Raw genomic sequence first — 22,913 nt, forward strand, 5'->3', positions numbered from 1 at the left:
CCCGTTCGGTTGAAAAAATACTCCGACAATTAAAGTCGGAGTATTTTTTTCATAGGCACGGACACAGCCCTCATTTGTTTTTGCTGTACTTTTACCGCCGGTCATGATATACTGGAGCAAAGGAGGGGATAGTAAATATGATTTTTGGCGTTGACAGTCTCTATATCTGGGTGGCTGTTATCATCATCGGCGTTGCGGTTGAAGCTTTTTCGCTGGACCTGTCGGCAATCTGGTTTGCGGTCGGCGGCGTTGCAGCGTTGATCGCCGCGAGTATTGGGCTGGAGATGTCCGCGCAGTTGGTCATCTTCGTTTTGTTCTCCGCGGTTTTGCTTCTGCTGGTCCGTCCGTTTTGCCGGCGCTTCCTCAAGACCAAAAAGGAAGCGACCAATGCAGACCGCATCATTGGTCAATCTGCTATCGTAACGGAGGGGATTGACAATATCCGCGAAACTGGCGCAGTCCGTATATCGGGAAATATATGGACTGCACGCAGCGCGGATGATTCCCTTGTCCCGCAGGGCGCAATGGTCGAAATTTTGGAAATCCGCGGCGTCAAGGTGATCGTAAAAAGGTTGGATAAAGATTCAGTTAAGTAAAGGAGAACACTATGCCTTATTTAGTTCCGATGATTTGGATTGTTTTGGCGATCCTGCTGATTGTTTTTCTGGGCAGCAATATTGTTATTGTACCGCAGGCGAAAGCCTTTATCGTGGAGCGGCTTGGCACATACCGCGGCACATGGAACACAGGCCTGCATTTTAAGGTGCCGCTTTTTGAGCGGATCGCCCGCAAGGTGACGCTCAAGGAGCAGGTCGTCGATTTTCCGCCACAGCCTGTGATCACGAAGGATAACGTAACCATGCAGATCGATACTGTTGTCTATTTCCAGATTACGGACCCGAAGATGTTCACATACGGTATCGAAAGCCCGATGGCAGCGATCGAAAACCTGACGGCAACGACGCTCCGCAATATTATCGGCGATTTGGAACTGGACCAGACGCTGACCAGCCGGGACATCATCAATACCAAAATGCGCGCGATTCTGGACGAGGCTACGGATGCGTGGGGCATCAAGGTCAACCGTGTGGAGCTGAAGAACATCATCCCGCCGGCGGCAATTCAGGAATCCATGGAAAAGCAGATGAAGGCCGAACGCGAGCGCCGCGAATCCATCCTGGTGGCAGAAGGCAAAAAGCAGTCCGCTATTCTGGTAGCGGAAGGCGAAAAGGAAGCGACCGTTCTGGCGGCAGAAGCCAACCGCCTGGCAAAAATCAAGGAAGCGGAAGGCGAGGCGGAAGCCCTGCTGACCGTGCAAAAAGCGCTGGCTGATTCGATTTCCCTCCTAAACAACGCTGCTCCAACCGAACAGGTCATCAAGCTGAAATCGCTGGAAGCGTTCAGCAACGCAGCGGACGGCAAGGCGACAAAAATCATTATTCCGAGCGAAATACAGAGCCTTGCAGGATTGGCAACTTCATTTAAGGAAGTTATGACTGATCCGAAAACCGAAAAGTAAGCCGTGGCGGCCAGCCTGCCGGATATGCTCCGGCGGGCTGGTTTTTTGCTGTATTCTTGACAGATTGGCTTTTGAATGATACTATACTTTAATAGGTACTTATGTGTCTCGGGAGGGGTTTCGTTGGCAGTCAGAAAGAATCAAACCGAGGTGGAATGCTGCGAGGAGCATATCGTCCATACGGATGCTGTACGGCAGGCGCGCAGCACGATGCCGGGAGATGAGATCACATCGGCCGCTTCAGATTTTTTTAAGGCGTTTTCCGATAAAACACGGCTGCGCATCCTGACCGCTCTGGCAATAGAGGAATTATGCGTTTGTGATATTGCGTCGCTGTTGGGGATGAGCCAGTCCGCGATTTCCCACCAGCTCCGCTTTTTGAAGCAGGCGCGTCTGGTAAAGAGCCGGAAAGATGGAAAAACCGTGTATTATGCGCTGTGCGATGACCACATTCAGACAATTTTGGCACAGGGCATTGCGCATGTACAGGAGGGATAGACGATGGACGAAAAGAAAAACCGGTCGGAGGATCAGCCGGCTGGAAATCGTGAAGAAGGGCAAACGCCGCAGAATATGGGCGCGCCGGAAGAGCTTCTGGCGCAGGTTTCCGCAGGGCCGATCGCTTTTCCCGACGATTTTGTGGAAAATATTTTGTCCGATCTTGAAGAAAGCGCTTCTGATTTTCCAGAGCTTCCGGTAGAGCCGCTGACAGCGACGCCGATTGCCGGTTCCGCGCCTGCACAGACTCCTCCGCAGGAGGCAGAGGAAAAAACAGATTCGGCGCCGCAGGAAGAACTGCCGCAGGACGAGGAGCAGCCGGAAGCGAAAGAGGACGTTCCTGAGGAGGGACAGCCGGAAGCCGCGGAAGAGGAGGAACTGCCCGAACCCGAGAGGGAGACGGCTGAAGAGGAGAATACCGAAGCGCTTCCTCCGCTGGATGAAAGCCTTGCTCTGGTGCAAAATGAACCTGAGCAGCCAGATGAGACAGAGGGCATGTCTCTGATCGAACGCGCGCGGTATCACGCCCGAATGCGGCGGCGGGAGCAGACCCGCCTGCGCAGGGAAAACGCGCGACGCGGCGGCGCGGAGCCTTATCAGCCCATGTCTATGATGGATGTTCGCTTTACTTCGGTCCGTTTGGCAGTGGCGGTGGTTTTCCTGCTGCTAGGGCTGCTTTTGCAGCGTACCAGCGACACGGTCGCGTTCATTCTGTATCTGATCGCCTATCTGATCACGGTTCTGCCGATCGCCGCGAATGTGGCGCGCAACTTTACCCACGGGAAATATTTTGACGAATACCTGCTGATTCTGGTTTCTTCGTTCGGTGCGTTCCTGCTTGGGCTGCACGCGGAAGCGAGCGTGGTCCTGATCCTGCATGGCGTAGGCAAAATGATCAGCGATCTGGTGCTCAGTTCCACGCACAAGTCGCTTTCCCAGCAGGTTGATTTCATCCCAGAACGGGCGTCGGTCGTCAATATGCAGGGAGAAGAACGGCAGGTCACACCCGCCGAGATCCGTGTGGACGACTTTGTTCTGGTCCGGACGGGCGAGCGCATCCCGATTGACGGCATTGTATTGCGCGGCGAAGGCATAGTGGATGATACGGTCTTGACTGGCGACAGCGAGCCGGCACCGGTGGTTAAAAACGCCAAGGTACTGGCCGGCAGCCTGTATACCGGTTCTTTGCTGCTGCTGCGGGCGACCGCAAAATTTGAGGACTGCGCGGTCAGCCAGATCATGCGTGTACAGGAGGAGGGGGCGGGCCGGAAAGCCTCTCTGGAGGACAGTGTGATGCATGGCGCGGCGCGCTTTATTCCGGTCATTGTCGTTTTGGCGATACTCCTTTCGGTCATCCCGCCTCTTTTCAATTCCAGTACCCCGATGCAGAATTGGGTCTACCGCGCGCTGACGATTCTTGTGGTATGCTGCCCGACCGCGCTGGTAATTTCGGTCCCGCTCAGTTTTATGGGAGGAAGCGGCCGCCTGTCGCAAAAGGGCATCCATGTCAAGGGCAGTGAAGCGGTAGAGAAAATGGCCGAGTTGCGTATGGTTGTTTTCGATAAAACCGGAACCTTGACCGAAGGGAACCTGCGTATCAAGGAGATCCACGGAACACAGGATTTTAATCAGGAAAGCATCCTTGCGCTGGCCGCCGCTGCGGAGCAGCTCTCCAAGCATCCGGTCGCCCGCGCGGTCGTTTCCGCTTATCAGAGCGTGCCGCAAAAGATCAGCGAATTTGAGGAGTTCCCGGGACGGGGCGTGCGCGCGCGCATCGGCAACCGGAACCTGCTTGTCGGCAACCGCCGGCTGATGGTATCGCGCGGCGTAAAGGGCGTGCCGGATATCCGCGGCACGGTCGTTTATGTCGCCTATGAAGGCGATTATGCCGGCGCGATCGTGCTTGAGGATACCGTCCGTCCGGAAGCGGCGGAGGCGGTTTCCGGCCTCAAGAGCCAAGGGGTCCTGCGCACGGTCATTTTGACCGGCGATACCGAATCGCCTACCCAGCAGACCGCGGACGCAGTCGGAATCGATACGGTCCACTATGGCCTGCTGCCCGAGGAAAAGGCATCGAAAATGGAATTCCTGCTCCGCACGATCCCAACGGACGGTACGGCGGCTTATGTGGGTGACGGCGTAAACGATATCGAGGAGCTTAAGCTGGCGGACGTCGGTGTGGCGATGGGTGTAGCCGGATCACAGGAATCCGCGGACGCCGCCAATGTGCTGATTATGACCAACAGCCTGACTCGCCTTTCCGACGCCATGCGGGTCTGCCGCAGAACGCACAATATCGCGCTGCAAAACATGGTGCTGGTGCTGGCGATCAAAGTGATCCTGGTCCTGCTCACCATCCTGGGCGTGACAAGCATGTGGCAGGCAATCGCGGCAGATGTTCTGCTTACTATCCTGACCGTACTCAACGCGGCCCGCATTTTAGGCATCAAATAAAGAAAAAGACCATGCCAGATTCAAGATGGTATGGTCTTTTTGCTCGATTTATGTTATACTGATTCTGTATCTTGTTTTGGAGGAAAACGACTTGCACAAAAAGATGGAAGCCATCCTGTCCCGCGTACAGAAGCCGGCGCGCTACGTCGGCGGCGAATGGGGATCAGTGATGAAAAATAAAAAGGACGTAGACCTCAGGTTCGCTTTCTGTTTTCCGGACACCTATGAAGTCGCCATGTCTCACTTGGGTTCCCGCATTCTGTACGGCCTGCTCAACGACCAGAAAGGAATCTGGTGCGAGCGCATCTGCGCGCCGTGGATCGACATGGAGGAGGAAATGCGGCAGGCGGACATCCCGCTTTACGGTCTGGAAAGCGGCGATCCGCTTTATGAATTTGATATCATCGCGTTCACCCTGCAATACGAGCTTTCCTTTACCAATATTTTGAATATGCTCGACCTCGGCGGTGTGCCGGTGCTGGCGAAAAACCGCACGGAGCTGAAACATATGGTCGCCTGCGGTGGGCCGTGTGCTTACAATCCAGAACCGCTCGCGGATTTTGTCGACCTGTTCATGATCGGCGACGGCGAGGAGATCATGCTCGAGTTCACCGACCTGTACCGCAGGGCCAAGCGCGAGGGCTGGACCAAGCAGACCTTCCTGATTCAGGCGGCACAGATCGAGGGCATGTACGTTCCTTCGCTATACGAGGTCGCTTACCACGAGGACGGCACCATCGACCGCGTTACGCCCACGCATGGCGCGCCCGCGCTGGTGCAAAAACGCATCGTCAGTGATCTGGACACCATGTACTATCCGGAATCCTTTGTTGTTCCTTCGACCGATATCGTGTTCGACCGCGCGATGATCGAGCTGTTCCGCGGCTGCCCGCGCGGCTGCCGCTTCTGCCAGGCAGGGCATACCTACCGGCCGCTGCGCACCAAGTCCAAGGAGGTGCTGCTGAAGCAGGCGGAGGCCGTGCTCAAAAACTCGGGCTATGAGGAGATTTCGCTTTCCTCGCTGTCCACCAGCGACTACGGCGACCTGTCCGGCCTGACCGAGTGCATGCTCGACTACTGTGAGCCGCGGCACATCAGCCTGTCGCTGCCCTCGCTGCGGGCGGACAGCTTCAGCGCCGAACTGATGCAGCGCGTGCAGAAAACGCGCAAAAGCGGCCTGACCTTTGCCTGCGAGGCAGGTACCCAGCGCCTGCGCGACGTGATCAACAAGAACATCCGCGAGGAGGACGTGCTGCACGCGTGTGAAATCGCGTTTCAGGGCGGCTGGAACAATGTAAAATTATACTTCATGATCGGCCTGCCGACCGAGACTTATGAGGATCTGGACGGTATCGCGGAAATCTGCAAAAAGGTGGCCTACTGCTGGCGCATGAATACCAATAACCGTGCGCGCGGCGTGCGCATCACAGCCTCGGCCTCCTGTTTTGTACCCAAACCGCAGACCCCGTTCCAGTGGGACGCGCAGGATACGCTCGAGCAGTTCCGCGAGAAGCAGGCACATATGAAGGTCATCATGAAGACCAAAAACGTCACCTACAACTGGCACGACGCCGAGACTTCAGTGCTTGAGGGCGTGATCGCCCGCGGCGACCGGCGGCAGGGAAAGGCGATTTACCTCGCTTGGCAGCGCGGCTGCAAGATGGACAGCTGGGATCAGTGCTTTGACTATGAAAAATGGATGCAGGCCTTTGCCGACTGCGGACTTGACCCTGCGTTCTACGCGTCCCGCCAGCGCCCGCTGGACGAGATATTCCCGTGGGACCACATCGGCTGCGGCACACGCAAGGAGCACCTCAAGCGCGAATGGGAGCTGTCCCGCGAAGCGGCGGTCACGCCCGACTGCATGCACAAATGCGCGGGCTGCGGCGCGAACGCCCTGCTGAAGGGAGGGAAGTGCTGTGTTTAAGGCCAGAATGAAATTTGCCAAGGAGGGGCGGGCAAAGTATATTTCCCACCTCGACCTGATGCACACTATGCAGCGAGCGATGGCGCGCTGTCAGATGCCGCTGTGGTTTACCGAGGGCTTCAACCAGCACGCCTATGTGTCGGTCGCCCTGCCGCTCTCAACCGGTTATTCGGGCGAGTGTGAATTCCTGGATTTCAATATCACCTCCGAAGTAGTGCCAGAAAACGCGGTGGAAGCGCTCAACGACGTGTTCCCCGCGGGATTGCGCGCGATTGAGATTTATCCCCTCGAGGATGGGGGAATGAAGGTCGGCGCGATTGCATGGTCGCAGTACCGCATCACCTGGGGCTTTGAGGATGCGGCTCCCGCAGGCTTTACCGGCGCAGTGCGCGCGCTGTTCTGTCGCCCGTCGGTCGAAATCATCAAGCGCTCCAAGCGCGGGGAAAAGACGGTCAATATGAAGGACCTGATGTGCGATTTAACCGTTTCCGAAAGCGGAGACGAGGTGACCGCCGTCGTCACCACCGCCGCGGGCAACAATAACATGAGTCCGGAATACCTGACAAGGGCGATCCGGCAGTATCTGCCGCAGTACGATATCCCGTTCAGCGCGTATCACCGCATGAACGTATTTACGGCTGACGGCACCCCATTCCGATAAGAGGAGGCATAAAATGCCCGCTCCAGTTACTGTTTCTAAAGAACAGCTTGATAAACAATTTACCTATATCGATGCGGTAGCGGGGCTGATCCGAGACAAACGCCCGCGCGCCTATACGCACACCTTTGGCTGCCAGCAGAACGAGGCGGACACCGAGCGCATCCGCGGCATGCTGCACGAAATGGGCTACGAGATGACCAACAATGCCGATGAGGCGGATTTTATCCTGTTCAACACCTGTGCGGTACGCGAGCATGCGGAGGACCGCGCGTTCGGCAATATCGGCGCGCTCAGCCACCTGAAAAAGCGCCGGCCGGAGGTTATCATCGCCCTGTGCGGCTGTATGGCGCAGCAGGAGAAAAACGTAGAAAAGATCAAAAAAAGCTATCCGCAGGTTAGCCTGCTGTTCGGTACGCACGCACTGTGGCGGTTCCCGTCGCTGCTGTACCGCGTGCTGACGGAAAAAAAGCGCGTGTTCGATATCGGCGGGGAGGACGATATCGCGGAGGGCCTGCCTGTGTTGCGCGCACGCGGCGCGAAAGCGTGGCTGTCCATCATGTACGGGTGCAATAATTTCTGCACCTATTGTATCGTCCCTTATGTCCGCGGCCGCGAACGGAGCCGCCGGCCGGAGGAAATCGAAAGGGAACTGCGCGAGCTGATCGCCGCGGGATACAAGGAGATCACGCTGCTCGGCCAGAACGTCAACTCCTATGGTAAGGACCTGGGGCTAAATATCGATTTCGCCGGCCTGCTGCGAAGGCTGAACGCCGTACCCGGCGATTTCTGGCTGCGGTTCATGACCAGCCATCCCAAGGATGCTAGCCCCAGGCTGTTCGACGCCATGGCGGACTGTGAAAAGGTGGCAAAGCAGTTGCATCTGCCGTTCCAGTCGGGAAGTAACGAGATTCTGCGCCGCATGAACCGGCATTACACTGCGGAAAGCTATCGTACCCTGATCCAAGACGCGCGGCAAAAGATGCCTGATATCACCCTTTCGAGCGATATCATCGTCGGCTTCCCGGGTGAAACCGAGCAGGACTTTGCACAGACCCTTGCGCTGGTCGACGAGGTGCGGTTTGATCTGCTTTTTACCTTCCTGTACTCCCCGAGAAGCGGCACGCCGGCGGCCTCGTACGAGGATCCGGTGACGCCGGAGGAAAAACAGCGGCGCTTTGAACGGCTGCTCCGCGTACAGGACGAGATCGTCGCGGAACGGCAGGCTGCCTATCAGGGGAAGCGGCTCCGTCTGCTGGTGGACGGTATGGCCAAAGGCCCCGACTATCCCTATACCGCGCGCACGGAGGGGAACCTGCTCGTTTGCGTATGCGGAGACGGTATCCAAACTGGGGAATTTATCCAAGCTGAGATCGAAAAGACAACGCTTCGCTGCCTGTTTGCGCGAAAATTGTAGAAAGAGGTACGATAATGGCTGAACTCACGCCCATGATGAAGCAGTATTTCGAAATCAAAAACAAAAATAAGGACTACATCCTTTTTTACCGTCTGGGTGATTTTTACGAGATGTTTTTCGACGACGCCAAACTGGTTTCCCGCGAACTTGAGCTGACGCTGACCGGCCGTGACTGCGGCCTGGAGGAGCGCGCGCCCATGTGCGGCGTGCCGTACCACAGCGCGGAGGGGTATATCGCAAAGCTCGTGCGAAAGGGGTACCGCATTGCCATTTGCGAACAGATGGAGGACCCCAAGCTGGCAAAAGGACTGGTCAAGCGCGAGATTATCCGCAGGGTGACGCCGGGTACGGTCGTCGAAGCATCAATGCTGGATGAAAGCCGCAACAACTTCCTTGGCTGCATCTACGCGGAACAGGGCGGTATTGGCGTATGCTTTGCGGATATCACGACCGGAGAGGTCTATGCGACCGGCTCGGAAAGCTGGCAGCATATTTTCAGCGAGCTGGGACGCTTCGGTCCGCGTGAGGTACTGGTCGGCGGCATGGCAGTGGCTGACGCAACGCTGCTTTCTTTTTTGAAGGAACGGCTGGAAGCGCTGGTAGAGCCGATGCCGGAGGATTGTTTTGGCGCGCAGCGTGCTTCCGAGCGCATCTCCTATTATTTTCGCATAGAGGATTTCGATGCGGCGGGCCTGACTGCCCTACCTCGGGCCATACAATGTCTGGGCGGCCTGCTTGACTATCTGGAGCAGACCCAGCAGGCAAGCCTTGCCGCGCTCAATCATCTGGAGGTATACCACCAGGGGCAGTATATGGAACTGGATCTGATCGCGCGCCGCAATCTGGAGCTTTGTGAAACCATGCGCACCAAGGAAAAAACAGGGACGCTGCTCTGGGTGCTTGATAAAACACGAACCGCGATGGGCTCGCGCCTTATCCGCCAATGGCTGGAGAAGCCGCTGTACAACCCGCTTCAAATCGTGCGCCGCCAGCAGGCGGTCGGGGCGCTGTGCGACGATTTGATCGCCCGTACGGCGCTGGGCGACGCGCTTAAAAGGGTGTTCGACATGGAGCGGCTGATCGGCCGCGTGACATATGGCACGGCCAACTGCCGCGACCTGCGCGCACTTTCGTCCACGATCGCGTGCCTGCCTGCGATCAGGGAGCAGGCGGCGCTGTTCGGTCAGGCCATGCTGCAGGAGCTGACGGCCAACATCGACCTGCTGGAGGATATCCGCGCGCTGGTCGAGACTTCCATTGTGGACGAGCCTCCCATCCTACTGCGCGAGGGCGGCCTGATCCGTGCTGGCTACCATGAAGAAATCGATTACCTGCGCGACCTCGCCTCCGGCGGCAAGGGGAAGATCGCGGCGATCGAGCAGCGCGAGCGTGAAAGGACCGGTATCAGCAAGCTCAAGATCGGCTATAACCGCGTATTCGGCTATTACATAGAGGTCAGCAAATCCAACGCGGACGCTGTGCCGGAGGATTATATCCGCAAGCAGACGCTCGCCAACGGCGAACGCTATATCACTGAGGAACTCAAGCAGCTCGAAAGCACCGTGCTGGGCGCGCAGGAGCGGCTGACAACGCTGGAATACGAGGTCTTCGTAACGATCCGCGAACAGATCGCCGCCGAGGTGCATCGCGTTCAGAAAACCGCGCAGGCGGTCGCTGCGCTTGATGTGCTGTGCGCGCTGGCAGAGGTAGCCTGCGACAACAACTACACCTGTCCGATCGTGGATTTTACCGACCGCATCGAGATCAGGGATGGACGTCATCCGGTGGTGGAAAAAATGCTGGCGGACAGCCTATTCATCCCCAATGATACAGTGCTGGACAGCGGGGAAAACCGTGTCGCCATCATCACCGGCCCCAATATGGCGGGGAAATCGACCTATATGCGCCAGGTCGCGCTGATCACAATTATGGCGCAGATCGGCTCGTTTGTGCCCGCCTCCTCCGCGCATATCGGCGTGGCCGATCGGGTGTTCACACGCGTCGGCGCATCCGACGACCTGGCCAGCGGCCAGTCCACCTTTATGGTCGAGATGAGCGAGGTCGCGGATATCCTGAAGCATGCAACCAAATCCAGCCTGCTGATTCTGGACGAGATTGGCCGCGGCACCTCGACCTATGACGGCATGAGCATCGCCCGCGCGGTGATCGAATATGTCGCTGACAAGAAAAAGGTGGGCGCGCGCGCCCTGTTTGCCACACATTACCATGAGCTGACCGTTCTCGAAGAATTGGTAAAGGGCGTCAAAAATTATAACATCGCGGTCAAAAAGCGCGGTGATGACATCACATTCCTGCGCAAAATTGTGCGCGGTGGCGCGGATGACAGCTATGGCATCGAGGTTGCCAAGCTCGCGGGTGTTCCGAACGCGGTCATCAAGCGCGCCAAGGCCGTGCTATCGGACCTGGAAGCGACCATGCCCAAAATCGAGCTGCGCGCGGTCGCGGAAGAGGACGAAGTGCCGCAAATGACAATGGACAGCCTTTCCGGAAACGCGGTCGCCGAACGGCTGCGCGCGCTTCAGGTGGATACAATGACCCCGATCGAGGCACTGAACGCGCTGTATGAGTTGAAAAAGCTGGTTTGATAGGGTGTCTTATTATGCTTGACCTTGTATCCTGAAAGGAAGTAACGATGGCAATTATCCATGAATTATCCCCGCATCTGGCCGACCTGATCGCGGCGGGCGAGGTGGTCGAACGACCGGCCTCCGTCGCCAAAGAGCTGATCGAAAACGCGATCGACGCGGGTTCGACCCGCATCACGGTGGAAATCGAAAGCGGCGGCATCACTTATCTGCGCATCGCGGATAACGGCTGCGGCATGTCGGCGGAGGACGCCCCCATCGCATTCCGCCGACATGCGACCAGCAAGCTGCGAACAGAGGAAGATTTGGCCGCAATCGGCACGCTGGGCTTCCGCGGAGAGGCGCTCGCGGCGATCTCATCGGTCACGCGCATCGACCTGTTCACCCGCCAGGGGGGCGCGCTCGCCGGCCTCCATCTGCATCTGGAAGCAGGGGAAATACAGGCAAACGAGGAAGCGGGCTGTCCGGAAGGCACAACAATCGTTGTGCGCGACCTGTTTTACAACACGCCCGCGCGCATGAAATTCCTCAAAAAGGATTTCACCGAGGCAGGCTATATCCTTGGCGTGGTGCAGCATGCCGCGCTCTCCCATCCGGAAATCGCTTTTACACTGATTCGGGACGGAAAACAGGTATTTTCCACGGACGGGAAAGGTAAGCTTCTTGCGCCGGTATTTTCTGTATTCGGCAAGGAGATGACCGCCAATATGATCGAAGTGCCGAAAACCGAACGCAACGGCATGACCGTATACGGCTATATTGTGAAGCCGCACGCAGGACGGCCCAACCGATCGATGCAACATTTCTTTGTCAATGGGCGTTATGTCAAAAGCCGCTTGATGCAGGCCGCGCTGGAGGAAGCCTATCGCAACGCTATCATCACCGGCAAATATCCCTCCGGCGCGGTGTTTCTCGAGCTGCCGCTCGCAGCGGTGGACGTAAACGTCCATCCCGCCAAGACCGAGGTAAAGTTTTCACAGGAAAAGCCGGTGTTTGAGGCAGTTTATATTGCCTGCAAAAACGCGATCTCGGCGAATGACAATATGCCGCGGCTCGAACACAGGGAAAAGGAGGCTCCCGCCAGACCAAGAGAGGACCATTTGACGCAGGAGCAGCAACGGTTCGCGGTTCCGGCCCCCTCTTTTTCCACTGCACCCGTATCCAAGGCCACTGCCGAAGAACCGCCTGAACTGGAAGACTTTTTGGTTTCCGTGCCGCCGCGTGCGCAGAAGCCGCGCCCCTATACCGGCTATGCTGCCGCGCCGCGCATCTGGGAGGGAGACCCGCCGAAGCACACATTTCGTCCCTATCCGGTCCATGAGCCTGCGCCTGCCGCTGAATCGCGTCCGGAAGCGCAGGAGCAGCAGTCCACCGCTCCTGCGCCGCAGGAGCCGCGCCTTGAACCGCTTGACACTGGCGCGCGTGTGATCGGAGAATGCTTTCAGACCTATCTGATCGCGGAGGACAAGGATGGATTGATTCTGATCGATAAACATGCCGCGCATGAACGCATCCTGTTCAATAAAATGCGCGCGGAAACCGATATGCCGCAGCAGGAGCTGCTTGCGCCGGTAATCGTGGAGTTGACCGGAGAGGAAGCGGCGGCGATACAGGCTCGGCTCGGCGATATTCGGAAAGCGGGGTTTTCCATCGATCCGTTCGGTGAAAACAGCTTTGCCGTGCGCAGCGTACCGGCCTATCTGGACAGCGGAGACGTGCAAAGCGTGATCGGCGAGCTGGCTGAAAAGGCGATGAACAGCCGCGCAACCGTGCCGGACCAACTGGACGACCTGATCCATACGGTCGCCTGCAAGGCGGCGATCAAGGCTGGCAGGGCAACGACGCAGATTGAATTGCAAGACCTCTGCGACCGTGTTCTGGCAGACGAAAATATCCGCTCTTGCCCGCACGGGCGCCCAACCACCGTGCGGCTAACGAAATACGAATTGGATAAGCTCTTCAAGCGCGTCAATCAATGAGGGAGAAAGCCATGGAAAACCGTCTGATCTGCATCTGCGGCCCTACCGCGAGCGGTAAAACAGCGCTTTCTGTTGCACTGGCGGAACAACTGCATACCGAGATCATATCAGCCGATTCCATGCAGATATACAGGGGAATGGACATCGGCACAGCCAAGCCGACCACAGGGGAGCGGAAGGGCGTTCCGCATCACATGCTGGATATCTGTGCGCCTGACGAGCCTTTTTCCGTTGCGCGCTATGTGGAATTGGCGGATGCGGCGGCACAGGACATTCTGGCGCGCGGCAGGATACCGATTGTCGCGGGCGGAACCGGTCTGTATATGGACGCGCTGATAGAATGCAGCACTTTTTCCGGCGACGAAACCGATCTTTCCGTGCGGGAAAAATATCAGAGGATGGCGCGGGAGCAGGGGAACGCGGCGGTACATGCCTGCCTGTCCGCAGTTGATCCGGAAAGCGCGGGCAAGCTTCATCCCAATAACCTCAAGCGCGTGATCCGCGCGCTTGAGGTGTACGAACAGACCGGCATGACGATCCAGCAATTGAACCGCCTGCATAAACGGTCCGCGCCAAAGTATCGGGCGGCCAAGATCGGCGTCTGTCCGGCAAGGCGGGAAACGCTGTATCAGCGGATCGACAGCCGCGTCGATCAAATGCTGATAGACGGACTGCTGGAGGAGACACGACGCCTCTGGATGCAGGGCGCGCTGACCGGAACAGCCGCGCAGGCCATCGGCTACAAAGAGCTTTTGGGATATCTGGAGGGTCTACAGTCGCTCGAGGAATGCGTTGCACTCCTCAAGCAGCGCAGCCGAAATTATGCAAAACGGCAGCTTACCTGGTTAAAAAGAGATGACAACATCCACTGGATTTATTATAATAATAGCGAGGACTTTGCTTCCGTATTACAGGATGCGACAAATTATCTGCAAAAACTCGGTGTACAATGATACCAGAAAATGTAAATTATTGGAGGAATCATTGTGCGAAACGAAATCAATCTGCAGGACAGGATGCTGAGCGTGCTGCGCCAGCAGGGACAAACGATAACGGTTTTCCTGACAAACGGTTTTCAGATGCGCGGAATCATCCGTGGATTTGATAATTTTATTGTCATACTGGAAACCGATGGGAAACAGCAGATGATCTATAAGCATGCAATATCAACGATCATTCCGCAGCGGCGTGTCGATCTGTTTACTCAGAGGGAGGAGCACCTGCCGGCGGAATAATACATATGAGGACTCAGCATGGAAGAAGAAAGAATTCCCCAGCGAAAAAAGAAGAAACGCCGCAATTATGGAAACCGGCTCGCCTTTGTCATCGCCGGCGCCGTTATCTTTGCCTATGTGTTTTTTGAAATCTTTTCCGCTTATTTCGGCGGGCTGGAAACCGAGCCGGCCGTTCAGGTTTCGGTCAACGACAGCTTTAACGCAGTCGGTTGGTTTTTCCGCGATGAAGCGCCCATCGAGGGACGGACGGGGGAATCGGCCAAACATATCGTTTACAGCGGGGAGCGCGTCCAGAAGGACGCGCCGCTCGCAACCATCTATGCGGATGAAGCGGCGCTTGCCATCAGCCGGCAGTTGGAGCCTCTGGAAAATAAAATTGAGCTTTTGGATGCCGCGCTGCAATCGTCGAACGACGAAGCGGATTCGGCAAAGATTGACCAGTTGATTACGCTTGCCCTGCAGCAGATGGCCGGCCAGGTCCGCAGCGGTTCGGGGATATCGCTGTCCGCTTCTGCGGATTCCCTCCGTACCCTTTCACTCCGGCGGGAATCAGGGCATATCGATACCGCTGCAATTACTGCGGAGCGGGATGCACTGGCAGCCGAACGGGACAGCCTGAACGCGCAGCTTTCCGGCAAGACAAGCCAGCTTACTGCACCGTTTTCCGGCTATTTTTCGGATAATGTGGATGGGTATGAACAAATATTGACGCCGGAAGTGCTGGATGAGCTGACAATCGACACATTCCACGAGCTGACGCAGCAGGGAAAGGTACAGGCGGATTCCTCTTCCATGGGGAAAATCATTCAGGGATTCAGCTGGTATCTTGTTTCAGAGGTTTCCACCGAAGACGCGAACCGGCTTACAGAAGGGCAAAACCTGCGTATAAACTTCACACAGGCCTCTATGGAAGCGCCGGTATCGGTATATTCCATCATCAAGGAGCATAACAGTGAAACCGCTCTGGTCGTGCTGGAGGGGACAAGCTTTGACAATGAGATGGTTTCTATGAGGAGCCAGCCGATAGAGATCATTATCGCCTCCTATACTGGCCTGCGCGTTCCCAAGCAGGCGGTGCGCATGGATGGCAATGAAATCGGCGTATACATTTTAAGCGGCTCGGTTGAAAAATTCAAAACGATCCATAAATTGTACGAAACAGATTCTTATTATGTTGTGGAGCAGAGCGCAACGGATGCGGGCGCGCTGGTTGCAAAGGATCAAATCATTGTCCGCGGTAAAAATCTGCAAAATAATATGGTGGTGAGAACATGACAGAACAGGAAAAAAGCGAGCTTTACAGCCGGATACAGGCCGTACAGGAAAGGATCGACACCGCAGCGGAAAAAGTCGGCCGCGACCCGAAGGATATTATTTTGGTTGCCGCGTCCAAAATGAATGACGCTGAACGGGTGCGCACCGCTATCGCATGCGGCATCCGCGTCTGTGGGGAAAATCGGGTGCAGGAGCTGCTCGATAAATACGAGCAGAATGCCTATGCAGGGGCTGACCTGCAGTTTATCGGTACACTGCAGACCAATAAGGTCAAATACCTGATCGGCAAAGTATCCCTGATCCAGTCCGTTGGGTCGGTGCGCCTTGGCGAGGCGATCGCCAGGGAAGCGGAAAAGCGCGGCATCCGACAGGATATTCTTCTGGAGGTCAATATTGGCAGAGAGGCTGCCAAAAGCGGCCTGCTACTAGAAGAACTGGATGACGCGGTTTCCAGATTGTGTGAAAAAAAGTCGCTGCACATCCGCGGCCTGATGGCGATTCCGCCGATCGCTGACCAAACATCAAAAAACTTGAGCTATTTCACCGAAATGCACCAAGTATTTGTTGACATTTTGACGAAAAAATACGATAATGTAAATATGGATTATTTGTCTATGGGTATGACAAATGACTTCGAAACGGCGATTGCGTGCGGTGCGAACATGGTTCGCATTGGCACGGCGATCTTTGGCGCGCGGCCTTATCAGATCGTCTCGCCTTAAAACGTAAGGAGGAACTTGGTATGGGTTCGATCAAAGGCTTTATCGATTGGGTAAAGGGCGAGGAAATCGAAGATGAGTTCGAGGAGGAACTGCCCCGTAAGCGCAGCGAAGAGCCTGTGATGGGCAGCTCGCCTTCCGCTTATGACAGTATCGCTTCCGACACGGTTTCGTCCCGCCGCAGCAATAAAGTTGTCAATATCAACGCCACAACGCAACTGGCTGTTGTTCTTGTAAAGCCCGACCGCTTTGAGAATGCGGCGGAGATCGCAGACCATTTGAAAGATAAGCGCACGGTTGTCCTCAATTTGGAGCAGACCAATAAGGATGTTGCCCGTCGTCTGGTTGATTTTTTGAGCGGCGTGGCATACGCAAATGAGGGGAAAATAAAAAAAGTTGCCAACAGCACATATATCATCACGCCCTATAACGTCGATATTATGGGGGACCTGATCGATGAGCTGGAAAGCAGCGGCATGTATTTTTAAGGTTGGTCCGCTGTGATAAATCTTTTTATTTTGAATTTTGTCACGTCGATCGTTCGATGTTTGGAATTTTTGCTTTTCGCGCGGGCAATTATGTCTTGGTTCGCTCAGGGCAGGGATTCAAAGATATATGAATTCCTTTATACGGTCACAGAACCGCTGGTATTACCGTTCCGCCATTTGCTGGACGGGGTCCGGTCGTTGCGAAACGTTCCGATTGACATTGCTTTTTTGCTCGCTTTTTTTACCCTTGAGTTGGTTTTGATGCTGCTTTACAGCTTGTAATTTATGGGGAAAGCGAAGTGGTCGGGCAAAGCCCGGCCATTTTCCCGTAAAACGGCGGATATAGAATATAACGGAGGAAAACTATATGACGGTGCAGGAAATTCAGGAAATTGGTTTTGAAAAAGCGGTTTTCGGCGGATACGACATGAAATCAGTCGATACGTTCTTAGAGCGGGTCGCCGAAGAATTCGCCTCCATGCAAAAGGAAAACGCTGCACTCAAAGCGAAAATGAAAGTACTCGTCGATAAAATAGAGGAGTACCGCGGTGTGGAGGACGGCATGCGCCGGGCGCTGATGAGTGCGCAGACCATAGCGCAGGATACGATTGACAAGGCGAAAAAGGAAGCGGAGGAAATCGTTTCCGTCGCCAAAAATGAAACCGAAAACAAGGTGAAAAGCACGCAGGACGAGATACAGCTTGAGGAGCAGAAGCTCGAGGCTGCAAAAAAGAACACCATCGAGTTCATAGCGCGCGTTTCCGCTGTTTATCAGGCGCAGGCCAAGGCGCTTGTAGAGCTGGCGAAGGGGGAGAAGTTAGTCCGTCCGCAGCCGGCGTCAGCCGAGCAGGCATCGGAAAAAGCACCGCAGGCTGCTGCGGCGCCATCCAGTGCGGAAGCGGCTCCGCTGGAAAAGGCTGATGCGCCGATCGCGGATGCGACACGCAAATTTGACTTTGGCGAGCTGAAATTTGGCGCGGATTACGATCCGAAAGAAGTAAAGTAAAAGCGAAAGGACTGACACTGCAACATGCAGCAGGATTACAATAAGACGATCAATCTTCCCAAAACCGATTTCCCGATGCGCGCCGGCTTGCCGAAGCGCGAACCTGGCTTTTTAGAGGGCTGGGAAAAGCAGGACATCTATCATGAGATGATGAAAAAGAACGAAGGCAAGCCGCTTTTTGTGCTGCACGACGGCCCTCCTTATGCCAATGGCAATTTGCATATGGGCCATGCGCTCAATAAGATCTTAAAGGATTTTATTGTGCGCTCCCGCAATATGATGGGGTATCAGGCGCCGTATATCCCGGGCTGGGATACGCACGGTCTTCCGATCGAGCGACAGGCAATCAAGGCATACGGCATGGACCGTGATAAGGTTTCCACTGCGGAATTCCGTTCCAAATGCGAGGAATTTGCGCATAACCATGTGAACACGCAGCGGACGCAGTTCAAGCGTCTGGGCGTAATCGGCGACTGGGAGCGTCCATACCTGACGCTGACACATGATTACGAAGCCGCCCAGATTGAGATTTTCGGCGAGATGGCAAAGCGCGGGTACATCTACAAGGGCATGAAGCCGGTCTACTGGTGTCCGCACGATGAAACTGCGCTGGCTGAAGCGGAAATCGAATATCAGGATGAGCCCTGTTCCTCGATTTATGTCAAGTTTCATGTAACGGATGACAAGGGCGGCAAAATCGCCTCCATTACCGGCGGGCTGGAAAATGTCTATTTTGTGATCTGGACCACAACCACCTGGACGTTGCCGGGCAACCTTGCGATCTCGGTCAATCCGGTGTTTGAATATGATCTGGTCAAGGTTCCGTCAGGCGATATTTATGTGCTCGCCAAGGAACTGGTCGAAGCCGTTATGAAAGCAGCCAGGATTGATTCCTGGGAAGTGCTGGGTACGCTGCTGGGCTCCGATTTGGAGCTGATGCACACCAAGCACCCGATCATGGATCGCGAGAGTCTTGTGATTTGCGGTAACCATGTTACACTGGACGCCGGTACTGGCTGCGTTCATACCGCGCCCGGCTTCGGCGCGGATGACTTCATTGTCTGCCAGAAGTACGATATTCCGATCATCGTACCGGTTGATGGCAAGGGGATGACGACCGCCGACGCGGGCAAATACGCAAATCTGTATTATGAAAAGTCCACGCCAGTCATCTTGGAAGATCTCAAGTCCTGCGGCGCGCTGCTGGCAATCGAAGAGATCGTACACAGCTATCCGCACTGCTGGCGCTGCAAGAACCCGATCATTTTCCGTACGACCGAGCAGTGGTTCTGTTCAGTGGATGCACTCAAGGATGATGCTGTCAAGGCATGCGAGCAGATCAAATGGATTCCGGCCTGGGGCGAAGAGCGCATGACTTCCATGATCCGCGAACGTTCGGATTGGTGTATTTCCCGCCAGCGCGTATGGGGCGTGCCGATCCCGATCTTCACCTGCAAAAAATGTGGCAAGCCGCTGGTGAACGAGCGGACGATTCAGCTTGTTGCGGACCTGTTCCGTGACAAGGGATCGAACGCCTGGTTCGATATGCAGGCATCTGAAATTCTTCCATCGAATATCAAATGCGAGTGCGGCTGCAGCGATTTTGAAAAAGAAACCGATACTATGGATGTCTGGTTTGACTCCGGCTCATCCTGGCGCGCAGTCATTGAAAACCGCGAGCATCAGGCGACACCGGTGGATGTATATCTGGAGGGCAACGACCAGTACCGCGGCTGGTTCCAGTCTTCCATGCTGACGTCGATTGCCACGCAGGGCAAAGCTCCCTATAGGACGGTTATCACCCACGGTATGATCGTGGACGAGGAACGGCAGAAAATGTCCAAATCGCGCGGCAACGGCATTTCGCCGGATGATATTCTGGCACAGTACGGCGCGGATGTAATGCGCCTGTGGGTTGCATCCTCGGATTACCGGCAGGATATGCGTATTTCCAAGGACATGCTGGGGCATTTGTCACAGAATTACCTGAAGATTCGCAATACAGCGCGTTATATCTTGGGCAATCTGTTTGACTTTAATCCCCAGACTGATAAGATTGCGTATACGGAATTGCCGGAGCTTGACAAGTGGGCGTTGATGAAACTGAACGAACTGGTTGCCAAGGTTCGCGAGGGATACGATTCCTATGAGTTCCACACGGTATTCCATACAATCCATAAGTTCTGCGTTGTTGATATGTCCAATTTCTATCTGGACGTGATCAAGGACCGCCTGTATTGTGATGATACGACGGGCCTGAGCCGCCGTTCGGCCCAGACCGCAATGTATAATATCCTCAGCGCGCTGGTGCGCATGCTTTCCCCGATCCTGTGCTTCACTGCGGACGAAATCTGGCAGGCTATGCCGCACACAGAGGAGGACGACATCCGCAACGTAGCGTACAATGAAATGCCTGCTGTAGACGATTCCTTGGCGTTCAGCGAGGAGGATTGTGAAAAGTGGAACAAGCTAACCGCATTCCGCGATGATGTCAACAAGGCGCTCGAAGGCGCTCGGAATGAAAAAGTCATTGGCAAGCCGCTGGAGGCCAATGTCACTGTGTATGCAAACCAGGATACGGCGGCCTTCCTCATTGGCTGCGGCCAGGATTTGGCTGATCTGTGCATTGTTTCCGAGCTTGCTGTTGTCGCGGGTGAGGGAAGCGGCATGGTGAGCGAATACCTCCCTGGACTGAAGATTGCAGTCGGCCGCGCTGCGGGTGAGAAGTGCCTGCGTTGCTGGAAGCAGTCCCAGTCAGTCGGGGCCAACGCGAAGCATCCCGCCTTGTGCGCGCGCTGCGCCGAGGTTGTCGGCTAAATGAAAGCGAAAGGGGAACAGAATTTTCTGTTCCCTTTTTATGATAGGAGTCAATATGTATGCCATTATTTGTCTTCGCGGCACTGATTATGGTCGAAATTGACCAGCTTGTTAAATCTTGGGCGCTGAATGAACTGAAAGATCTGCGCACCCTACCGATTATTGGCGACGTATTCCATCTGACCTATGTAGAGAATCGAGGCGCCGCATTCAGCCTGTTCTCCCAGTTTGATTCCCGATGGATCTTTGTTGCGCTGGCTTGCGTTATCACCGTGGTCATTCTGGTTCTGCTGCAAAAAAAAGTAATGCAGACGCAGCTTGGACAATGGTCCCTGGTCCTGATTGCCGCAGGTGCGGTGGGTAATGCGATCGACCGTGTGATACACGGTTTTGTCGTGGATTTATTCGATTTTCGTCTGATCCATTTTCCAGTATTCAATGTCGCGGACATCTTTATTTGCACGGGCGGCGTGCTTTTCGTCCTGTATGTCATGTTCCAGCACAAAGAGAAAGAAGAACAGCCGCCGAAAGAAGCTGCAAAGCTCACAGAAGAGGACGAACAGACAATTTCGGAGCAGGCGCATGAAGAATAACTTTCGGTTATCCGTACCGGATACGGAATCCGGTCAGCGGATCGACAGCTATTTGGCGGAACAGATTCCAGGCTTGACCCGCTCTACAGTGCAGAACCTGCTTGCGGAACAGGCTGTCACCATTGCGGGCAAGGCTGTAAAAAAGAATTATAAGCTGTCGGGTGGAGAGGATATCCTGGTCCAGCTTCCGGAAGTGCGGGAGGTAGACCTGAGTCCCGAGGATATCCCGCTGGATATTATATATGAGGATTCAGACATCATTGTCGTCAACAAACCGCGCGGGATGGTCGTTCATCCCGCTGCCGGAAACTGGTCCGGCACTCTGGTAAACGCACTGATGTTCCATTGCGGGACCAGCCTGTCGGGTATCAATGGCGAACTGCGTCCCGGCATTGTACACCGGATCGATAAGGATACCAGCGGGTTGCTGGTTGTGGCCAAAAACGACACCGCACATCAAAGCCTCGCGGCACAGATTGCGGCGCATACCGCGTTTCGTGGGTACGAAGCAATCGTCATCGGATCCCCTAAACTGGACAGCGGGACCATCGATAAGCCGATTGCACGCCATAAAACCGATCGCAAAAAAATGGCTGTGATGGAAGGCGGACGGAACGCCGTGACCCATTATAAGGTGTTGCATCGTTTCCGCAGTTATGCCCATATGGCCTTTCAGCTCGAAACCGGACGGACGCATCAGATCCGCGTGCATATGGCATCGGTCGGGCATCCGATTATCGGCGATCCGCTGTACGGCCTTGCCAAAGACCGTTTCGCTCATATCGGCGGACAATGCCTGCATGCCGCGCGCCTTACCTTACAGCATCCGCGAACAGAGGAAGTCATGTGCTTTTCCGCACCGCTCCCTGACTATTTTACGGATATTATTGCAAAACTGGAGAAGATGGAATGAATAAATTTGAGGGAATGCTGCTGGCCTGTGATATGGATGGCACCTTACTTGACAGCAGCCGACGGATATCAGAACGGAATGAACGCGCACTGCGGTATTTTACGGAGGAGGGAGGACGCTTTTCCTTAGCCACTGGGCGCGCGCCCGGGGCAATCCGCAGCTACCTGCCGCAGCTTCCGTTTAATGCACCGTACAGCCTTCTCAACGGGTCGTTGATTTTAAACGAACAGCATCAGGTAATGCGCTGCGCCGGCATGCCGGTGGAAACAAAGGAATTGATTCAGACAACTTTGTTAGAATTTTCACAAATAGGTTGCGAAATTTTTATTGGCGACCGTATCCTGGTATGCCAGTCAAGTGAAGTAACCGAACAGCATATGCGCACCCTGCATTTGGATTTCGAGACGGTTTCTTCGAACCGTCTTCCGGATACTACAAATTGGTGCAAAATCAATTTTACAGGCGATCCCGCGCTTATGAATCAGGTAAAGGCGTTTTTGAAGCCATATCAGGATCGGTTTTGCATGGCATCAAGTATGCCTTCATTTTGGGAGGTTACGGCGCAGGGCGTCAACAAAGGAACCGCCCTGGAAACGATCGCACAAAACTGCGGAATACCGCACGACCGGATATTCGCCGTTGGAGACAGCTATAATGATGAGGATATGATCCACGCAGCATATCTGGGTTTTGCACCAGCAAATGCGGACGATGGGATATTACAGGCGGCAGACGTCCATGTCCGAGAGAATGACCTGGATGCGGTCGCCGCAGTAGTCGAATATTTGGAAGCGCATTATTCATGATGC

Annotated in this window: 20 protein-coding genes; all 20 read left to right on the forward strand. The window is 55.1% G+C overall.

Annotated features, from left to right (window positions below):
* Window positions 1-137: 137 nt before the first annotated feature.
* Complete coding sequence (locus tag OCV66_RS01220) at window positions 138-596, forward strand: NfeD family protein (RefSeq protein WP_054325941.1); 459 nt, start codon at window positions 138-140, stop codon at window positions 594-596.
* 29 nt (window positions 597-625) lie between these two features.
* Complete coding sequence (locus tag OCV66_RS01225) at window positions 626-1,519, forward strand: SPFH domain-containing protein (RefSeq protein WP_054325942.1); 894 nt, start codon at window positions 626-628, stop codon at window positions 1,517-1,519.
* A gap of 123 nt (window positions 1,520-1,642) precedes the next feature.
* The gene (locus tag OCV66_RS01230; RefSeq protein ID WP_242977793.1) at window positions 1,643-2,017 is read left to right on the forward strand and encodes an ArsR/SmtB family transcription factor; all 375 of its coding nucleotides are present in this window, start codon (window positions 1,643-1,645) and stop codon (window positions 2,015-2,017) included.
* A 3-nt stretch (window positions 2,018-2,020) separates the two neighbouring features.
* Window positions 2,021-4,471 (forward strand): heavy metal translocating P-type ATPase, encoded by a 2,451-nt coding sequence (locus OCV66_RS01235; protein WP_054325944.1) that lies wholly within the window; start codon window positions 2,021-2,023, stop codon window positions 4,469-4,471.
* A gap of 103 nt (window positions 4,472-4,574) precedes the next feature.
* The gene (locus tag OCV66_RS01240) at window positions 4,575-6,398 is read left to right on the forward strand and encodes a TIGR03960 family B12-binding radical SAM protein (protein WP_054326077.1); all 1,824 of its coding nucleotides are present in this window, start codon (window positions 4,575-4,577) and stop codon (window positions 6,396-6,398) included.
* Entirely contained in the window at window positions 6,391-7,059 is a 669-nt protein-coding gene (locus tag OCV66_RS01245) for a TIGR03936 family radical SAM-associated protein (protein WP_054325945.1), read from the forward strand. The genes OCV66_RS01240 and OCV66_RS01245 overlap by 8 nt, the downstream gene beginning before the upstream one ends.
* A gap of 13 nt (window positions 7,060-7,072) precedes the next feature.
* The gene (gene miaB, locus OCV66_RS01250) at window positions 7,073-8,473 is read left to right on the forward strand and encodes a tRNA (N6-isopentenyl adenosine(37)-C2)-methylthiotransferase MiaB (RefSeq protein WP_107630494.1); all 1,401 of its coding nucleotides are present in this window, start codon (window positions 7,073-7,075) and stop codon (window positions 8,471-8,473) included.
* Between the two features lie 14 nt (window positions 8,474-8,487).
* A complete protein-coding gene (mutS, locus tag OCV66_RS01255) occupies window positions 8,488-11,079 on the forward strand; it encodes a DNA mismatch repair protein MutS (protein ID WP_147573682.1) in 2,592 nt (863 codons plus the stop codon).
* Window positions 11,080-11,126: 47 nt separating this feature from the next.
* Window positions 11,127-13,058, forward strand: a complete 1,932-nt coding sequence (mutL, locus tag OCV66_RS01260; protein ID WP_147573683.1) for a DNA mismatch repair endonuclease MutL — start codon at window positions 11,127-11,129, stop codon at window positions 13,056-13,058.
* 11 nt (window positions 13,059-13,069) lie between these two features.
* Window positions 13,070-14,011 carry a tRNA (adenosine(37)-N6)-dimethylallyltransferase MiaA gene (miaA, locus tag OCV66_RS01265; RefSeq protein ID WP_054325948.1) on the forward strand — a complete coding sequence of 314 codons (942 nt, stop codon included), beginning with the start codon at window positions 13,070-13,072 and terminating at the stop codon, window positions 14,009-14,011.
* Window positions 14,012-14,041: 30 nt separating this feature from the next.
* The gene (hfq, locus tag OCV66_RS01270) at window positions 14,042-14,293 is read left to right on the forward strand and encodes an RNA chaperone Hfq (RefSeq protein WP_199855207.1); all 252 of its coding nucleotides are present in this window, start codon (window positions 14,042-14,044) and stop codon (window positions 14,291-14,293) included.
* Between the two features lie 18 nt (window positions 14,294-14,311).
* Window positions 14,312-15,568 carry an HlyD family efflux transporter periplasmic adaptor subunit gene (locus OCV66_RS01275; protein WP_054325950.1) on the forward strand — a complete coding sequence of 419 codons (1,257 nt, stop codon included), beginning with the start codon at window positions 14,312-14,314 and terminating at the stop codon, window positions 15,566-15,568.
* A complete protein-coding gene (locus OCV66_RS01280) occupies window positions 15,565-16,290 on the forward strand; it encodes a YggS family pyridoxal phosphate-dependent enzyme (RefSeq protein WP_107630499.1) in 726 nt (241 codons plus the stop codon). Before OCV66_RS01275 ends, OCV66_RS01280 begins: the two co-directional genes overlap by 4 nt.
* Window positions 16,291-16,310: 20 nt before the next feature.
* The gene (locus OCV66_RS01285) at window positions 16,311-16,775 is read left to right on the forward strand and encodes a cell division protein SepF (protein ID WP_054325952.1); all 465 of its coding nucleotides are present in this window, start codon (window positions 16,311-16,313) and stop codon (window positions 16,773-16,775) included.
* 12 nt (window positions 16,776-16,787) lie between these two features.
* Entirely contained in the window at window positions 16,788-17,057 is a 270-nt protein-coding gene (locus tag OCV66_RS15585; protein WP_082396650.1) for a YggT family protein, read from the forward strand.
* An 85-nt stretch (window positions 17,058-17,142) separates the two neighbouring features.
* The gene (locus tag OCV66_RS01290) at window positions 17,143-17,781 is read left to right on the forward strand and encodes a DivIVA domain-containing protein (protein ID WP_054325953.1); all 639 of its coding nucleotides are present in this window, start codon (window positions 17,143-17,145) and stop codon (window positions 17,779-17,781) included.
* Window positions 17,782-17,805: 24 nt separating this feature from the next.
* Window positions 17,806-20,598, forward strand: a complete 2,793-nt coding sequence (gene ileS, locus OCV66_RS01295) for an isoleucine--tRNA ligase (protein ID WP_147573685.1) — start codon at window positions 17,806-17,808, stop codon at window positions 20,596-20,598.
* A 59-nt stretch (window positions 20,599-20,657) separates the two neighbouring features.
* Complete coding sequence (lspA, locus tag OCV66_RS01300; RefSeq protein WP_107630502.1) at window positions 20,658-21,191, forward strand: signal peptidase II; 534 nt, start codon at window positions 20,658-20,660, stop codon at window positions 21,189-21,191.
* Window positions 21,181-22,104 carry an RluA family pseudouridine synthase gene (locus OCV66_RS01305; protein WP_147573686.1) on the forward strand — a complete coding sequence of 308 codons (924 nt, stop codon included), beginning with the start codon at window positions 21,181-21,183 and terminating at the stop codon, window positions 22,102-22,104. The genes lspA and OCV66_RS01305 overlap by 11 nt, the downstream gene beginning before the upstream one ends.
* Window positions 22,101-22,910, forward strand: a complete 810-nt coding sequence (locus OCV66_RS01310; protein WP_147573687.1) for an HAD family hydrolase — start codon at window positions 22,101-22,103, stop codon at window positions 22,908-22,910. The genes OCV66_RS01305 and OCV66_RS01310 overlap by 4 nt, the downstream gene beginning before the upstream one ends.
* Window positions 22,911-22,913 lie beyond the last annotated feature (3 nt).

This window comes from Agathobaculum ammoniilyticum, assembly GCF_025567315.1.
Lineage (GTDB): Bacteria > Bacillota > Clostridia > Oscillospirales > Butyricicoccaceae > Agathobaculum > Agathobaculum ammoniilyticum.

Bases quoted from the DNA above. Each gene is read 5' to 3' on its own strand.
- miaA (WP_054325948.1), top strand. From the start codon at position 13,070: ATGGAAAACCGTCTGATCTGCATCTGCGGCCCTACCGCGAGCGGTAAA.
- miaB (WP_107630494.1), top strand. From the start codon at position 7,073: ATGCCCGCTCCAGTTACTGTTTCTAAAGAACAGCTTGATAAACAATTT.
- mutL (WP_147573683.1), top strand. From the start codon at position 11,127: ATGGCAATTATCCATGAATTATCCCCGCATCTGGCCGACCTGATCGCG.
- OCV66_RS01305 (WP_147573686.1), top strand. From the start codon at position 21,181: ATGAAGAATAACTTTCGGTTATCCGTACCGGATACGGAATCCGGTCAG.
- OCV66_RS01240 (WP_054326077.1), top strand. From the start codon at position 4,575: ATGGAAGCCATCCTGTCCCGCGTACAGAAGCCGGCGCGCTACGTCGGC.
- OCV66_RS01220 (WP_054325941.1), top strand. From the start codon at position 138: ATGATTTTTGGCGTTGACAGTCTCTATATCTGGGTGGCTGTTATCATC.
- mutS (WP_147573682.1), top strand. From the start codon at position 8,488: ATGGCTGAACTCACGCCCATGATGAAGCAGTATTTCGAAATCAAAAAC.
- OCV66_RS01235 (WP_054325944.1), top strand. From the start codon at position 2,021: ATGGACGAAAAGAAAAACCGGTCGGAGGATCAGCCGGCTGGAAATCGT.
- OCV66_RS01290 (WP_054325953.1), top strand. From the start codon at position 17,143: ATGACGGTGCAGGAAATTCAGGAAATTGGTTTTGAAAAAGCGGTTTTC.
- OCV66_RS01285 (WP_054325952.1), top strand. From the start codon at position 16,311: ATGGGTTCGATCAAAGGCTTTATCGATTGGGTAAAGGGCGAGGAAATC.
- ileS (WP_147573685.1), top strand. From the start codon at position 17,806: ATGCAGCAGGATTACAATAAGACGATCAATCTTCCCAAAACCGATTTC.
- OCV66_RS01310 (WP_147573687.1), top strand. From the start codon at position 22,101: ATGAATAAATTTGAGGGAATGCTGCTGGCCTGTGATATGGATGGCACC.
- OCV66_RS01225 (WP_054325942.1), top strand. From the start codon at position 626: ATGATTTGGATTGTTTTGGCGATCCTGCTGATTGTTTTTCTGGGCAGC.
- OCV66_RS01275 (WP_054325950.1), top strand. From the start codon at position 14,312: ATGGAAGAAGAAAGAATTCCCCAGCGAAAAAAGAAGAAACGCCGCAAT.
- lspA (WP_107630502.1), top strand. From the start codon at position 20,658: ATGCCATTATTTGTCTTCGCGGCACTGATTATGGTCGAAATTGACCAG.
- OCV66_RS01280 (WP_107630499.1), top strand. From the start codon at position 15,565: ATGACAGAACAGGAAAAAAGCGAGCTTTACAGCCGGATACAGGCCGTA.